Source organism: Streptococcus sp. UBA4344 (assembly GCF_002393675.1).
Lineage (GTDB): Bacteria > Bacillota > Bacilli > Lactobacillales > Streptococcaceae > Streptococcus > Streptococcus vicugnae.
Genome location: NZ_DGTE01000020.1, coordinates 16066 through 30094, shown reverse-complemented (window position 1 = coordinate 30094; position 14029 = coordinate 16066). Strand labels below are relative to the sequence as shown.

11 protein-coding genes, 1 pseudogene and 1 riboswitch are annotated in these 14029 nt (G+C 37.9%); of the genes and pseudogenes, 4 read left to right on the top strand and 8 right to left on the bottom strand.

What is annotated here, in order from left to right; translation table 11 throughout:
• Positions 1-31: 31 nt before the first annotated feature.
• Positions 32-643 carry a TetR/AcrR family transcriptional regulator gene (locus B4D49_RS03410; protein WP_074481486.1) on the bottom strand — a complete coding sequence of 204 codons (612 nt, stop codon included), beginning with the start codon at positions 641-643 and terminating at the stop codon, positions 32-34.
• 297 nt (positions 644-940) lie between these two features.
• On the opposite strand from B4D49_RS03410, the gene B4D49_RS03405 reads away from it, so the two are divergent.
• Together B4D49_RS03405 and B4D49_RS03400 are read left to right on the top strand one after the other, a co-directional pair.
• A complete protein-coding gene (locus tag B4D49_RS03405) occupies positions 941-2722 on the top strand; it encodes an acyl-CoA dehydratase activase (protein WP_286783175.1) in 1782 nt (593 codons plus the stop codon).
• 48 nt (positions 2723-2770) lie between these two features.
• A pseudogene (locus B4D49_RS03400) lies at positions 2771-5326 on the top strand (acyl-CoA dehydratase activase-related protein); the annotation flags it as partial.
• A gap of 66 nt (positions 5327-5392) precedes the next feature.
• On the opposite strand, the gene B4D49_RS03395 reads toward B4D49_RS03400, so the two are convergent.
• Positions 5393-5773 (bottom strand): RidA family protein, encoded by a 381-nt coding sequence (locus tag B4D49_RS03395; RefSeq protein WP_006532694.1) that lies wholly within the window; start codon positions 5771-5773, stop codon positions 5393-5395.
• Positions 5774-5929: 156 nt separating this feature from the next.
• Positions 5930-5973, top strand: a riboswitch (PreQ1 riboswitch).
• A 106-nt stretch (positions 5974-6079) separates the two neighbouring features.
• On the opposite strand from B4D49_RS03395, the gene B4D49_RS03390 reads away from it, so the two are divergent.
• Together B4D49_RS03390 and B4D49_RS03385 are read left to right on the top strand one after the other, a co-directional pair.
• Complete coding sequence (locus B4D49_RS03390) at positions 6080-7063, top strand: nucleoside hydrolase (protein WP_286783173.1); 984 nt, start codon at positions 6080-6082, stop codon at positions 7061-7063.
• Positions 7064-7066: 3 nt separating this feature from the next.
• On the top strand, positions 7067-7624 hold the full coding sequence (locus B4D49_RS03385; RefSeq protein WP_132869783.1) for an ECF transporter S component: 558 nt from the start codon (positions 7067-7069) through the stop codon (positions 7622-7624).
• Between the two features lie 42 nt (positions 7625-7666).
• Here the strand turns inward: B4D49_RS03385 and B4D49_RS03380 are convergent, their stop codons facing one another.
• The 6 genes from B4D49_RS03380 to B4D49_RS03355 all read right to left on the bottom strand — a co-directional run bounded on the left by B4D49_RS03380 (position 7667) and on the right by B4D49_RS03355 (position 14022).
• Entirely contained in the window at positions 7667-7951 is a 285-nt protein-coding gene (locus tag B4D49_RS03380; protein ID WP_132869782.1) for a hypothetical protein, read from the bottom strand.
• A gap of 98 nt (positions 7952-8049) precedes the next feature.
• Positions 8050-9396 (bottom strand): asparagine--tRNA ligase, encoded by a 1347-nt coding sequence (asnS, locus tag B4D49_RS03375; protein WP_204983072.1) that lies wholly within the window; start codon positions 9394-9396, stop codon positions 8050-8052.
• Between the two features lie 18 nt (positions 9397-9414).
• Positions 9415-9858 (bottom strand): protease inhibitor I42 family protein, encoded by a 444-nt coding sequence (locus B4D49_RS03370; protein ID WP_158914234.1) that lies wholly within the window; start codon positions 9856-9858, stop codon positions 9415-9417.
• A 1-nt stretch (position 9859) separates the two neighbouring features.
• Positions 9860-11041, bottom strand: a complete 1182-nt coding sequence (locus B4D49_RS03365; RefSeq protein ID WP_286783172.1) for a pyridoxal phosphate-dependent aminotransferase — start codon at positions 11039-11041, stop codon at positions 9860-9862.
• Positions 11038-11508, bottom strand: coding sequence for a DUF5590 domain-containing protein (locus B4D49_RS03360; RefSeq protein WP_286783171.1), 471 nt, complete (start codon positions 11506-11508; stop codon positions 11038-11040). Before B4D49_RS03360 ends, B4D49_RS03365 begins: the two co-directional genes overlap by 4 nt.
• Positions 11509-11538: 30 nt before the next feature.
• Positions 11539-14022 carry a bifunctional DnaQ family exonuclease/ATP-dependent helicase gene (locus B4D49_RS03355; RefSeq protein WP_286783170.1) on the bottom strand — a complete coding sequence of 828 codons (2484 nt, stop codon included), beginning with the start codon at positions 14020-14022 and terminating at the stop codon, positions 11539-11541.
• Between the last annotated feature and the right edge of the window lie 7 nt (positions 14023-14029).

Genomic DNA, 14029 nt, shown 5'->3' with positions numbered 1-14029 from the left:
ATAAAAAAGCTGACTTCTCAGCTCTTTTATACTAATCTTCTCGATCAATAATAACTCCCATAACAGTAAGGTGGCCATTACTAACTAAAGTCAAAACAAGACGTGCCAAATCTTTAGCAGGCATTGAAAAATCTGACTTAATCCACCACATCAAAGTACCTGTAAAAATACTCGTTAAGTAAGCCACAATAAAATCAGTCGGAACTTGTTCACCAGATTCTGTAACGTTCAACTTAGCTAATAAATGATCGTATTTTTCATGAACCAAACTTCCAAATTCTTCTTGCATGACTTCTTGCGAAATGCTTTTCAGAACAATTTTAGCAATTGCGGCATTCTTTTCTAATCCGTGATAAAACTCTGTCAAAAGCTTCTCAGCTCGCTTAACTTTTACCCTCTCACCATTTGTAATCTGAGCCGCATCAATCATATCTGACATTTGTTCAAGAACTTGTTGCTGAATACCTTTTTGAAGATCATCTTTGTCAGCGTAATGCGCATAAAAAGTTGCCCGATTAATCATGGCTTCATCAGCAATATCTTGCACAGTAATTTTCTCATATGGCTTTTCACTGAGCAGTTTAGCAAAAGCGTCAAAAATCAGTTTTTCAGTTCTCAAATAACGAATATCAGTAAGTTTCATGAGCTATTCCTCCGAGATAAACAACAGATTGTCGGGAATGTGTTGTTTAAGCAACACAAGTTAAAAAATTAGCGATTGCAATTGACAATGAGTGTTCTATAATACTATTATAACAAACACTCTGTTGAATAAGCAACAGCTTGTTGTGACATTAACAGTGTGTTAGATAAGGTAAGAAAGGATTGAAATAGTGTTAAAGAACTGTCGACGTAACTACATTATTCGTTGCTAGATAATGAGTCATTTTTAGGAATGATATTTATCTACTACCTTCTAACACTTTTAGGTTTTTTATTAATGTTTAAAGCAGGTATAGATGTCGGGTCGACCACTGTTAAAGTAGTCATCTTCGACGATAATTATCAATTACTATTTTCACGTTATGAGCGTCACTTTTCTGACGTCAAAACAGCAACTATCAAAGTTTTAAGCGAAGCCATTGCTGAAATTGGTGACCAAACAGTCAGTATTGCTATAACTGGTTCTGGAGGTATGGGCTTAGCTGATATAGCTAAAATTCCATTTGTCCAAGAAGTTATTGCTGCAACAACTACCGTTGAAAAATTCATCCCAGAAACTGATGTTGTGATTGAACTTGGTGGTGAAGATGCCAAAATGACTTTCTTTGGTGATACCCTCGAACAACGCATGAACGGAACATGTGCCGGTGGTACTGGTGCCTTCATTGACCAAATGGCTGGCCTCCTAAAAACAGATGCTAACGGGGTTAACGAACTCGCAAAGGGCTATGAAACCATATATCCAATTGCAAGCCGTTGCGGGGTATTTGCTAAAACTGACGTGCAACCATTGATTAACGAAGGAGCTCGAAAAGAAGATATTGCTGCTTCTATTTTCCAAGCTGTTGTTAACCAAACCATCGCTGGACTAGCTTCTGGTCGTAAAATCACTGGAGACATCGCTTTTCTTGGTGGACCACTCTTTTTTATGAGTGAACTTCGTAAGCGTTTCATCGAAACCCTAAATATTACACCAGAGCACGTTATTTTCCCTGAAAATCCACAACTCTTCGTAGCTATGGGAGCTGCTTTAGACCAAGATCAAGCTCAATTGACGCTTTCAGAAATCATTCATAACCTTGAAAATAATACGTCAAAATCATTAGTTCCTAAAAATACTCTCGACGTTCTTTTCAAAGATCAGGCTGAATTAGATGCTTGGCGTGCTCGTCACGATGAAGCAAGTGTAGCATACAAGGATATTGCGACTGCTTCAGGTCCTCTTTTCCTTGGAATCGATGCTGGATCAACTACCTCAAAAGTTGTCCTTACCGACCCAGACGGAGCTATCCTCTTCCAACACTATGGTAACAACCAAGGACAACCCCTTGAAAATGTTATTTCTATCCTAAAAGAGCTCTATCACCAATTGCCACAAGACGCTTTTATTGCCCGCTCTTGTGTTACAGGATATGGTGAAAACCTCATCAAAGCTGCTCTTCACGTTGATTACGGTGAAGTCGAAACGGTAGCCCACTTTAAAGCAGCTAACTACTTCAATCCTGGTGTTGATTTTATCCTTGACATTGGTGGACAAGATATGAAAGCCATGAGTGTCCGTGATGGTGCTCTATCAAGCATTCAATTAAATGAAGCTTGTTCTTCTGGCTGTGGGTCATTTATCGAAACTTTTGCCAAATCCCTCGAATATGATGTCAAAGATTTTGCCAAAGTTGCTCTTCTTGCTAAGCACCCCGTTGACCTCGGCTCACGCTGCACAGTCTTTATGAACTCTAAGGTAAAACAAGTTCAAAAAGAAGGGGCTACGGTTGCTGATATTTCAGCAGGGCTTTCTTATTCTGTTATCAAAAACGCCCTCTATAAAGTTATCAAACTCAAACGTCCTGAAGATTTAGGCGAAAAAATCGTTGTACAAGGTGGAACATTCTATAACGAAGCTGTTCTTCGTGCCTTTGAACTCGTCAGTGAACGTGAAGTTGTTCGACCAAGCATTGCAGGACTTATGGGAGCATATGGCTGTGCTATCATCGCTAAAGAAAAATACGAAGATGAAATAGCCAATCATGAACCTGCTCTTGAAGTTAGTGCGGTTCAGTAAAGGAGGTAAAGCATGACTGAAACATTACTGACAGCCAATCGCAACAAATCAAGCCTAATGGGGTTAGAAGAACTCGATCAATTTACCACTCAAAAAGAATTCACACGTTGCGGCATGTGTGAAAATAACTGTGCTTTAACTGTTACCATTTTTAATGACGGTTCAAAATTTGTTACTGGTAACCGTTGTGAACGCGGAGCTGAAAAGGTCACTAAAATCAAATTCGACCGTAGCAACAAAAAAGAAAATCTGGTCGATTACAAATACAAAAAACTCTTCAAGTTCAAAGCTTTGTCAAAACGCGATGCTGTCCATGGTATCGTCGGGATCCCTCGTGTGCTAAACATGTATGAAAATTACCCACTTTGGCATACTGTCCTTACTGATTTAGGTTTTCGTGTTCAAATCTCACCAAAATCAGACAAACGTTTATTTGAAAAAGGAATTGAAACCATTCCTAGTGATACCGTTTGTTATCCTGCCAAAATGGTTCACGGACACATTCAAAGCTTAATTGACCGTAAAGTTGATGCCATTTTCTATCCTAGTGTCATCTACGAGCAAATTGAAAATAGCAAAGCACCTAACCACTACAACTGTCCAATCGTTCAAAGTTATCCAGAAGTCATCGAAAAAAACATGGACCCTATCCGCAATGGTGAGGTCAAATACTTCCATCCATTTGTTAACTTGGCCGACCATGAATCTGTTGTCAAATCACTTGCCAAAAGCTTTGCAATTTATGATGATATTACTATTGAGGATATCCGTAAAGCCGTTGAACATGGCTATCAAGTATTAGCTGATTTCAAAAAAGATTTACAAGACAAAGCTGATGAACTTCTTAGTCGACTAGCTCTTAACAATGAAAAAGCAATTGTTCTTTCTGGACGCCCATATCACCTTGACCCTGAAATCAATCACGGGATTGCTAATATCATTACGCAAGAAGGTTTCCACGTTTTAACTGAAGATATGGTATCAGGCTTAGAAGAGGTAGCTGGTCTGCGCGTGGTTAATCAATGGGTTTACCACTCACGCCTATACGCTGCCGCTAAAGTGGTCTCTAAAAATCCTAATCTTGAATTAGTCCAATTAAATAGTTTTGGTTGCGGACTTGATGCTGTAACAACGGACCAAGTCGAAGAAATCATGCGAGCTCACAACAAACTTTACACTGTGCTAAAAATCGATGAAGGAAGCAACCTCGGTGCTATCCGTATTCGTCTTCGTTCCCTCAAAGCAGCCGTTGAAGAACGTGATAAGAAAGCTAAAAAAGCCAATCTCAATCACATTTTCAACCAAGCTCCTCAATTCAATGCTGCAACTGAAGAAGAAATCAAAGAACCTGTCTTTACTAAAGACATGAAAAAACGCCACACTCTTCTTATGCCAATGCTTTCACCAATTCACCAAAACGGTCTTATTGAAGAAGCCTTCAAACAAGCCGGTTATAATGTTGTCATTCTACCAGCTATGGACCGTAAAGCCGTTGATGTTGGTCTAAAATTTGTTCATAACGATGCCTGCTACCCTGCCATCATTACCATTGGTCAATTAATTGAAGCTCTTCAAAGCGGTAAATACGACCTCGATAATACCAGTGTTATGATGACACAAACAGGTGGTGGCTGCCGTGCAACAAACTATATTCCACTCTTACGAAAAGCCTTAAAAGATGCTGGATATCCTCAGATTCCTGTTGTTTCTGTTTCTATGGGAAATCAAGGTACCGAAGAAACACCTGGTTGGAATATTACTTTACCATTTGTAAAACGTCTACTTATCAGTGTGCTTTATGGTGACCTCTTTGAACGTGTGCTTTATCGTGTTCGTCCATATGAAGCCGTTCCAGGTTCTGCCAATGCTCTGTATGAAAAATGGTTAGAAATTGCCCGTAAAAATGTCAAATCAGGCTCATACTTCGAGTTCAATCACAATATGAAACGTATCATCAAAGAGTTTGACACACTTGAAACCATTGATTTTGGACAAAAACCACGAGTTGGTGTGGTGGGAGAAATTTTAGTCAAATACGCTCCAACAGCTAATAACGACATTGTTGCTATCATTGAAAATGAAGGTGGCGAAGCTGTTGTTCCTGACTTGATTGGCTTTATGAATTACTCACTTTTTAACCAAATCTGGAAAGCTGACGAACTCAACATGAGCCAAAAATCAAAACGCTTAGCTAAGCTTGGTATCGATGCTATCAATCTTCTTGAAAAACCAATGAACAAAGCCCTTGAAAAATCTGAGCGCTTTGAAGGTATTGAATCCATTTACGATATTGCAAAAGGTGCTGCAAAAGTCGTTTCAATCGGTAATCACACCGGTGAAGGCTGGTTCTTGACGGGTGAAATGATTGAATTGCTTAACAACGGTGTTAAAAATATCGTTTGTTTGCAACCATTTGGATGTCTTCCAAATCACATTGTTGGTAAAGGCATGTTAAAAGAACTTCGCCGACAATTCAAAGGGGCTAATATCTCACCAATCGATTACGACCCAGGCTCATCTGAAGTTAACCAATTGAATCGTATTCGCTTGATGATGACAACAGCTAAAAAGATGCAGAAAGCTTCTTTAGCCAATTCTAAATAAAAAATGAAAAAAGTTCGCCGAGAGAGTAGCGAACTTTTTTCGTGTCAAATAATATTAAGAGAACATCTAGTCGAGATAAGCGATGACTTCAATTTCTACCTTGACGTCTTTTGGCAAACGAGCAACTTCAACAGCAGAGCGCGCTGGGAAATCAGCTTTAAAGGCCGTAGCGTACACTTCATTAAATGGAACAAAGTCATCCATGTCACTTAAGAAACATGTTGTTTTGACCACATGGTCAAAATCAGTACCTGCTTCTGCTAAAATAGCAGAAATATTTTTAAGGACTTGTTTGGTTTGTTCTTGAATGCTTGTACCAATAACTTCGCCTGTTTCAGGTGACAAAGGAACTTGGCCTGAAGCAAAAAGGAAGTTACCAACAACTTTTCCTTGAACGTAAGGACCAATTGCTGCTGGCGCTTTGTCCGTATGAATTGTTTTCGCCATAAATTTTCACCTTCTCTCAAATAGATTAGGATTATTATAACAAAATATTCTGAAAATTGAAACATATTGATAAATAAAAATGCATTTATTTTCAAATATTTACAAAAAGGCGATTTGTTTATATAATAGAAGGCGTGCATAATCAAAAGTACTACTTTTGGACTGGTTCGAAAACTCCCAGAATAAAAAACTAGCTATCTATCAATTGACAAGCTCTTATAGAGCGTCTTTTTGAGTGGCTTTGTTTTTTATAAAACAAGGCTATTTTTTATTTTCTATAAAAATTTCTTGGGAAAGGAGGACAAAATGACCAAACAAAAAATTATTATCGATTGTGATCCAGGTATCGACGATACTCTAGCACTACTTTATGCTTTAAAACATCCTGAATTGGAAGTTGTTGCTATTACCATTGTCGCTGGAAATTGCCCAACAGATTTTGGCATAAAAAATGCTTTTACAAGCTTAGAACTTCTCAATCGTCTAGACATCCCAGTCTACAAAGGTGCTGATGCCCCTTTAAAACGCGACTATGTTTCTGCCCAAGACACACATGGTATGGATGGTCTCGGGGAAAATGATTTTGAGCTCAAGCATACGCCTTGCGTTCAAGAAAAATCAGCAGAACAGTTTTTAGCAGATTACTTTAAAAAACCTCAAAACACTTCTATCATCGCGCTTGGTCCTTTGACTAATATCGCTAAAGCACTTGAGATTAATCCAGAACTCGGCAAAAACTGCCATCGTTTTGTCAGCATGGGAGGCAATTTCAAATCACACGGCAACTGTTCACCAGTCGCTGAATATAATTACTGGTGTGACCCTCATGCCGCACAAATCACTTTTGAGCAATTAGGACGTAAGGTTGAAATGGTTGGACTTGATGTTACACGTCATATTGTTTTAACACCTAATCATTTAGAATATATGAATCGTATTAACGCTGAAATGACAGCATTCATTTCTAAAATTACTCGATTTTACTTTGATTTTCATTGGGAATACGAACATATTATCGGCTGTGTCATCAATGATCCATTAGCCCTAGCATACTTCGTTAATAGCGACGTTTGTTCTGGATTCGATGCTTACACTGACGTTGTAACAGATGGTATCGCTCTTGGTCAAACAGTCGTGGACCAATATGATTTTTACCACAAGCCTAAAAATAGCACAATCCTAACGCAAGTAACCCCAGCTTTATTCTGGCAAGATTTTCTAACCGTACTTTTAGATGCACAAAAAGACATCATTCAAGATGATCTTAAAAATCTACAGTTAGAAAGTTAAATTATGAAACAATCATCTACTCGACTTATTTCATTTATGGCAATCGCCATTGCTATTAACTACATTGGTGCAAACATTGCACTCTTTCTGCGCTTACCAATCTACCTTGACATGATTGGAACTTTATTGGTTGCTGTGGTCCTTGGACCATGGTTAGGTGCTGGTGCTGCTATTATTAGCGCACTAATTAGTTGGATGACAACTGATATCTTTGCTATCTACTTCGCACCTGTTGCCATTGTTGCTGCTTTTATCACTGGTTTCCTTGTTAAAGAAACAAGTAAATCAAGAGATTTAATCTGGAAAAGTCTTCTTGTCTCACTTCCTGGAACCATTGTATCATCAAGTATCACAGTGATTCTTTTCCATGGTATCACCTCAAGTGGCTCAGGAATCTTAGCACAAGTTCTACATGGTCTTGGCATTGATATGACAGCAAGCCTCGTCTTAGTACAAGCCATTACTGACTACGCTGATCGCCTTATCAGCCTTATCCTAGTATTTGCCATTATCAAATCTCTTAAAACCTTTGCACCAAACCTTGTGGCTGCTAAAGGGTAAAGACACATAAAGACCAGCTTTTAACAAGCTGGTCTTTTTATCTTATTTTAAAGTCTGGCAAGTAATTGAAGCAATTGCTTCGTGCTTTCCCAAATCCGAAAAATGCTCCTGCAAAATTCTGATAAAAAACGTGTTACAGAAAAATATCTCGCCTGATAGTCTGTCAACCGTATCAGAAAAAGCTTCTTGCCAAGCATCTAAATCATGCTTAACTAAACCTACTTGTCGTTTAATTTGTTCTAAGAGTGAATGTGAGACTTTTTTTAGGTCTAGTGTAATACAAAATGTCTTATCAAAAAAGGTAATTTTCGCGATATAAGTTATCATGTTAATCACCTCTCCTAAGGAGGATTTTAGCAAAGCTTTCTTAAATAAACTTAAAAAGCCTAAACTTCAAACGTTCAGGCTTTTTGTATTTTTTATTTCTAAGGTTTAATGCGGTGTAGCATACGTGGGAATGGAATAGCTTCACGGATGTGTTTAGTTCCAGCTACGAATGTTACCATACGTTCGATACCAATACCAAATCCAGCGTGTGGTACTGAACCATATTTACGAAGGTCAAGATAGAATTCATATTCTGATTTATCCATACCAAGAGCGTCCATTTTAGCAACGAGTGTATCGTAGTCATCTTCACGAACAGAACCACCGATGATTTCTCCGTATCCTTCTGGTGCAAGAAGGTCAGCACACAAGACGCGTTCTGGGTTACCAGGAACTGGTTTCATGTAGAAGGCTTTGAAGCTTGCTGGGTAGTTGATAACAAATGTTGGTACACCAAAGTAGTTTGAAATCCAAGTTTCATGTGGTGAACCGAAGTCATCACCGTGTTCTAGGTGTTCATAATCAGCATCTTCATCATTTTCGTGTTCTTGAAGAAGATCAATAGCATCATCGTAAGAAACACGTTTGAATGGTTCTGCAATGTATTTTTTAAGCAAATCAACGTCACGTTCCAAGATTTCAAGGGCTTGTGGAGCACGGTCAAGAACACCTTGGATAAGAGCTTTAACATAAGCTTCTTGAAGATCAAGAGATTCTTCATGTGAAAGGAATGAATATTCAGCATCCATCATCCAGAACTCGGTCAAGTGACGACGAGTTTTTGATTTTTCAGCACGGAATACAGGACCAAAATCAAAGACACGACCAAGAGCCATAGCTCCAGCTTCAAGGTACAATTGACCTGATTGACTCAAGTAAGCAGGTGTACCGAAGTAGTCTGTTTCAAATAATTCTGTTGAATCTTCAGCAGCATTTCCAGACAAGATTGGGCTATCAAATTTAATGAAACCATTTTTATCAAAGAATTCATATGTAGCGTAGATGATAGCGTTACGGATTTGCATGATAGCCATTTGTTTACGAGAACGCAACCACAAGTGACGGTGATCCATAAGGAAGTCAGTACCGTGTTCTTTTGGAGTGATTGGGTAATCTTCTGAGTGACCTACAATTTTAAGATCTGTCACATCAAGTTCGTAACCAAATTTTGAACGTGAATCTTCTTTAACGATACCAGTGATAAGGATAGAAGTTTCTTGGCTAAGGTGTTTAATTGTGTTGAATTTTTCAGTTCCTTCTTCTTCACCATATTTTTCAATAAAGTTTGGTTTGAAAGCGACTGCTTGGAAGAATGCTGTCCCGTCACGAAGTTGTAAGAAAGCAATTTTTCCTTTTCCTGATTTGTTAGCTACCCAAGCCCCAATTGTGACTTCTTCACCAACATGATTTTTAACATCAATAATTGATACGTAATCTTTAGACATAATTCCTCTTTTCAAATATTACTCTGACACTTTTGTCAGTTTAATCTTATTAATTTTAGTTTTAGAGCTACTGATAGTAACGTGGTAAGTCATCTCCTTCTTACCTCCGTCCCAATTTTGACAATACGTTAAATCAAATTCTTGCTGACCAGCTTTTTTAACTCTTCCTGTAACACGACTGTAGCCAGAAGAACCTAGTCGATTATCTTTACTTGGATAAGATTGATAAAAAATGTCATCTAAACTACAGTTATTCTTATCCACGCCACTAGCAGTCCAAGTATAACCAGTCGTACTATTGCTAGCCAAGTCAATTTCAAAACGCATGCCTTTAGAAGTAATTGAGTAATCCCCCAGTTTGGTTAATTCTGGAGAATTTGGTTTAAAATGAATGCCAAGTCCAACTGCAACGATTCCTGAAAAAGCAACTAATGCAATAATAAGTTTTCGCTTTTTGGACATCTTATTTTTCCATAAAGGCTTTCAAGCGTCTTACAGCTTCTTTTAAAGTATCCAAATCAGTTGCATAGCTCAAACGAACATTTTCAGGAGCACCAAACCCAGCACCAGTAACAAGAGCAACTTCTGCTTCTTCAAGAATAGCAGTTGTAAAGGCAGTGACGTCAGTGTAACCTTTCATTTCCATTGCTTTTTTCACGTTAGGGAAAAGGTAGAAAGCACCTTGAGGTTTGATAACCTCAAACCCAGGAACTTCACAAAGTAATGGGTAGATTGTATTAAGACGTTCTTCGAATGCTTGACGCATGTCTTCAATAGAATCTTGTGGTCCTGTAAGAGCTTCAATTGCTGCATATTGTGAAACAGCAGTCAAGTTAGATGTTGTTTGGCTGATAACTTTTGACATTCCAGAGATGATTTCTTCATTACCAACCGCAAAACCAACACGCCAACCAGTCATAGCATAAGTTTTTGATGTACCATTTACAACAACTGTTTGATTTCTGATTGCTTCAGAAATTGATGAAATTGGTGTGAATTCATTTCCATTATATACCAAACGACCATAAATATCGTCTGCCAAGATTAAGATATTGTGTTCAACAGCCCAATTACCAATTGCTTCTAATTCATCACGGCTGTAAATCATACCAGTTGGATTAGATGGTGAATTCAATAAAAGAACTTTTGTTTTATCTGTACGAGCAGCTTCAAGTTGTTCTACAGTAGCTTTAAAATCATTTGCTTCGGTTGTTGCAACTGTCACCGGAACACCATCAACCATTTTAACTTGATCGACATAAGACACCCAACATGGTGTTGGGATAATAACTTCATCGCCTGGATTAAGAACAGTTGTAAAGAAAGTATAAAGAATGTATTTTGCACCTGTCGCTACAACGACTTGATTACGATTAACTGAATAACCGTAGAAATTTTCCAGGTAGGTATTAATAGCATCCTTCAATTCTGGAAGTCCAGAAGCAACAGTATAAAAGCTAGCTTTACCATTTTGAATAGCTTCAATTGCAGCATCTTGGATATTCTTAGGAGTTACAAAATCAGGTTCTCCCAAAGTTAGTGATAGAATATCACGACCTTGTGCTTTCAAGGCTTTGGCACGCGCACTTGCTGCTAAAGTCACACTTTCTTTCATGTTCAACACGCGATTTGATAAGTTTGTCATATGCCCTCCTTCTTCACGAGCTCACTTGTTTCAAAATTCACAAGATAATAACCATCAGTAGCTGTAACTTCCCAAATAGGGGTCTTACCATCAATTCCGTAAACGACTTTTGAAATACCAGTCGCTCCATTTGCTGCTGCTACTTGCTCAGCTTGTTTACGACTAATCCCATCATTTACAGAATAAACAAATACCTTACCATTGTCTTCACCGACAGCGACAATCTTCTGTTCGCCTGATGCTGTCGTTCCAAAAACACTATAGTATGTCTTAGAACCATTATAAAGGTCAACAGAAGACGTTTTAACTAAGTCAGCTTTTTCAATGGCTACTTGGGTCGCCAATTTTTCTGCTCTCTGTCTTGGCTGTATCGCCAAATCCAAAACAGATGCAGCAGAAATCAAGAGAACTAATAAAATCAAGCTAAAACCAAGTAAATATTGTTTTACTGGAGTTAATTTTTTCATTTACTTCTCCCTTTTTGTTTATCCCTTTTATTATAGCAGAAAATTCTTTATTTCAGTGAGACTCTTTGAAAATTTTTGATGAGAAATGTAAAATTCTTCAGCTAAAGCATCACTAATTATTTTTCCGTACGATTTTGTTAAAATTCTTGAGTCTAGTAAAAGCACAGCCGAACGTTGATTGTTGCGTCTCATAGTCCTTCCAATAGCCTGTTTTAGTTTCAAAATCGCTAAAGGTAGGGAATAATCATTAAATGGTGACTTTGCTTGAGCAAGCAGGTGATTGCTAATTTTCTGAACGAATAAATCTTTAGGATTTTCAAATGGTAAACGTGTAATCACTTCAATCATTTTATCTGATTGAACAAAGTCTACGCCTTCCCAGAACGCTCCCGTTCCAAGAAGAATGTGACTTTCACCGCGTTCGAAACGACGTTTAACATTATAAGCTGTCCCATTTTTCTCCTGTGCTAAGTGGTGAAGTTCCATCTCATCTAGAAGGTCAGAAACATCGAGCATAGCTTTTTTAGAATTAAACAGCACTAACATCTGTTCATCTAATTGCCTAATCTGATAAATTCGCTCTGCGATTACTTTAGCGTACTCTTCATCAGAAATCTCAGCAACATTTGGCATTTCCTCATCAATCCAAATACGCTGTGACTCTTGCTTATCACGTTCAATGCTCATATAGTGATATTGCTCAAATCCTAGTAAATCAGCTAAGCTAACTTGAGGACTAATATGTAATGTTGCAGAAACCATGTAAGTCTTGCGTGTTTCCGGTAAAAATTCGCTGAAATTCAAAAGCTCATCACTACTTGCATTGAGGTACGTTTGACGCTTCTCATTTTCATAACTTGTCTCAAACCAAAAATCTGTAAATGGCTGTGCAAATAAAGCTAATACATCTTCCAAGCAAATGTATCGCCACTCAGGATTAATAGCCACTAATTCTTTTGCAGCTTGCTCAATACGATGAGCATCTTCTGTTGTCACATAAGTTTCTTGATGTTGATAAAAACGTGTGGCAAGATGACTTAATTGGAAAGACAGACTTTCAATTAAGCGTTTTTCAAGCGTTGGTAAAGCAGCGTCCAATTGTTTTTCAAGTTTTTGCACCAATTGCGTCACGTTAACACGACGGCGTGAAAATTGTTCCAAATTCAGAATTAATTTTTGAGCTTCATCGAAAACCAAAACTTTTTTAGCCGCAAAGGCTTTATCATCTTGGACACGTTCTAAAAAGTAGGCATGATTAATGATTAAAAGTTTGCTGTGCTTAGCATTTTCATAAGTACGATTCCAGAAATCAACATCTTTATAAAGTGATTTTTCACTCAAGTTACCATCGTGCTTAATTTGTTCGAAGAAGGTTTCAAAACGTTGTTTTTGTCTAATTTCGTCTAAATCCCCCGTTAAGGTCTCAGTCAACCAGACAAGCAACTGCATCTTGTAGCGATTCACCAGACGATTATCCCCTTCTCTATGCAAGCTTTCTGCAAAAGTATCTAGCTTAATATAATTTCCAGGACCTTTAATTGACTGACAAGGAATATGAAAGACTTCTTGAATTCGCTGAGCTTCATTAGCCATAATCTGATCTTGCAAAATCTTAGTTGGTACAGAAACAATGATTTGCTCATCTTGAACCATCTGCAAAAGAGGTAAAAGGTAACCATAAGTCTTTCCAAGACCAGCCTGCGCTTCTAAAAATGACACTTTTGGTGATTGAAAATCATCTTTAACCATTTGAGCAAATTGGCTTTGTTTCTTACGGGCATCTAAACCCAAAAGAGCCATATTAAGGTCAAAGTCTTCTGATAACTTACGTTCACTACCAATAGCCTTATCACGTCGTAAAATAAGACCTCCAACTTCTTGGTAATCTTTTTTTGACATGACTTTTGCCTTTTTAAAACTCTCTTTGACTAACATTCCTGTTTCAAATAAAAGATTATCTGATAGCGGTAATAACTGCTCTAAAAGTTCTTTTGGCAAACTCTCCATTTTTTCTTTTAGCTTCAACAATAGCTGAGCTGTTGCATAAGCATCAGAAATCGCTGTGTGAGCATCAGTCAAATCAAGTTGTAAAACTTCGGCTAAATGACCTAGCGTGTATTTTTCAAGAGTCGGATAAAAAACTTGTGATAACTCAACCGTATCAACAAGCGGCGTACGCAATTCGTAGCCTTCTAAGAATAATTTTTCTGCTAAAAGATTGGCATCAAATTTCACATTGTGAGCAACAAAGACACAATCTGAAATCAAGTGATAAATCTCTTGAGCAACTTGTGAAAAATCTGGCGCCTTAGCCAATTGCTCATCAGTGATTCCTGTTAAATGAATAATGTGTTCAGACAAAGCTTCGTGCGGATTAACATCCGTCTGATAGGTCTTCACAATCTGATTATTTTCAATAATGACAATGCCAACCTGAATAATTTCAGCCATTGCGTGAGCACCCGTTGCCTCCAAGTCCACAACAGCATATTTTTGAGAATTAACTTGCATCATAACATAT

Excerpts from the sequence above, each read along its gene's own strand:
- B4D49_RS03410 (WP_074481486.1), bottom strand. The coding sequence starts at position 643 with ATGAAACTTACTGATATTCGTTATTTGAGAACTGAAAAACTGATTTTT.
- B4D49_RS03405 (WP_286783175.1), top strand. The coding sequence starts at position 941 with ATGTTTAAAGCAGGTATAGATGTCGGGTCGACCACTGTTAAAGTAGTC.
- B4D49_RS03395 (WP_006532694.1), bottom strand. The coding sequence starts at position 5,773 with ATGGCGAAAACAATTCATACGGACAAAGCGCCAGCAGCAATTGGTCCT.
- B4D49_RS03390 (WP_286783173.1), top strand. The coding sequence starts at position 6,080 with ATGACCAAACAAAAAATTATTATCGATTGTGATCCAGGTATCGACGAT.
- B4D49_RS03385 (WP_132869783.1), top strand. The coding sequence starts at position 7,067 with ATGAAACAATCATCTACTCGACTTATTTCATTTATGGCAATCGCCATT.
- B4D49_RS03380 (WP_132869782.1), bottom strand. The coding sequence starts at position 7,951 with ATGATAACTTATATCGCGAAAATTACCTTTTTTGATAAGACATTTTGT.
- asnS (WP_204983072.1), bottom strand. The coding sequence starts at position 9,396 with ATGTCTAAAGATTACGTATCAATTATTGATGTTAAAAATCATGTTGGT.
- B4D49_RS03370 (WP_158914234.1), bottom strand. The coding sequence starts at position 9,858 with ATGTCCAAAAAGCGAAAACTTATTATTGCATTAGTTGCTTTTTCAGGA.
- B4D49_RS03365 (WP_286783172.1), bottom strand. The coding sequence starts at position 11,041 with ATGACAAACTTATCAAATCGCGTGTTGAACATGAAAGAAAGTGTGACT.
- B4D49_RS03360 (WP_286783171.1), bottom strand. The coding sequence starts at position 11,508 with ATGAAAAAATTAACTCCAGTAAAACAATATTTACTTGGTTTTAGCTTG.
- B4D49_RS03355 (WP_286783170.1), bottom strand. The coding sequence starts at position 14,022 with ATGATGCAAGTTAATTCTCAAAAATATGCTGTTGTGGACTTGGAGGCA.